Source organism: Streptomyces jumonjinensis (genome assembly GCF_009600885.1).
GTDB classification, from domain to species: domain Bacteria; phylum Actinomycetota; class Actinomycetes; order Streptomycetales; family Streptomycetaceae; genus Streptomyces; species Streptomyces jumonjinensis.
The window spans coordinates 19,795-20,230 of the sequence record NZ_VCLA01000207.1 but is presented as its reverse complement, the minus strand read 5'-3'; the positions used below and the strand labels follow the sequence as shown (position 1 = coordinate 20,230).

The window sequence follows — 436 nt, the reverse complement described above, 5'->3', positions numbered from 1 at the left end:
AACCGTCTGCGCAGGATCCAACCGCACCCGCACCGGCACCGTGTTGATGAACAACCCCAGCATCGACTCCATACCCGGCAGATCGAGCGGACGCCCCGCCACCGAAGCCCCGAACACCACATCACGACGGCCCGTCAACTTCCCCACCAACAGACCCCACGCACCCTGCACCACCGTGTTCAACGTCAGACCATGGGCCTGCACCAGCTCCCGCAGCCCCTCATCCAACGCCGCATCCGCGACAGCGGACACCATCTCGCCGTGGACCGGCTGGGTGTCCCGGTCGGCGGGCGTCGTCAGTGTCGGTTCGTCGGCACCGTCCAGCGCCTGCCGCCAGGCATCCTGCGCCGCCTCCCGGTCCTGGCGGGTGAGCCATTCCAGGTAGTCGCGGTACGGGGTCACTTCGGGCAGACCAGCGGTGCTGCCCCCAGCCTCA

The 436-nt window shown here is 68.6% G+C and carries 1 protein-coding gene; it reads right to left on the bottom strand.

Annotated features, from left to right (window positions below):
• Window positions 1–436, bottom strand: a 436-nt coding sequence (locus tag FF041_RS37395) for a condensation domain-containing protein (RefSeq protein ID WP_456154189.1), incomplete at both ends; no start/stop codon positions are given.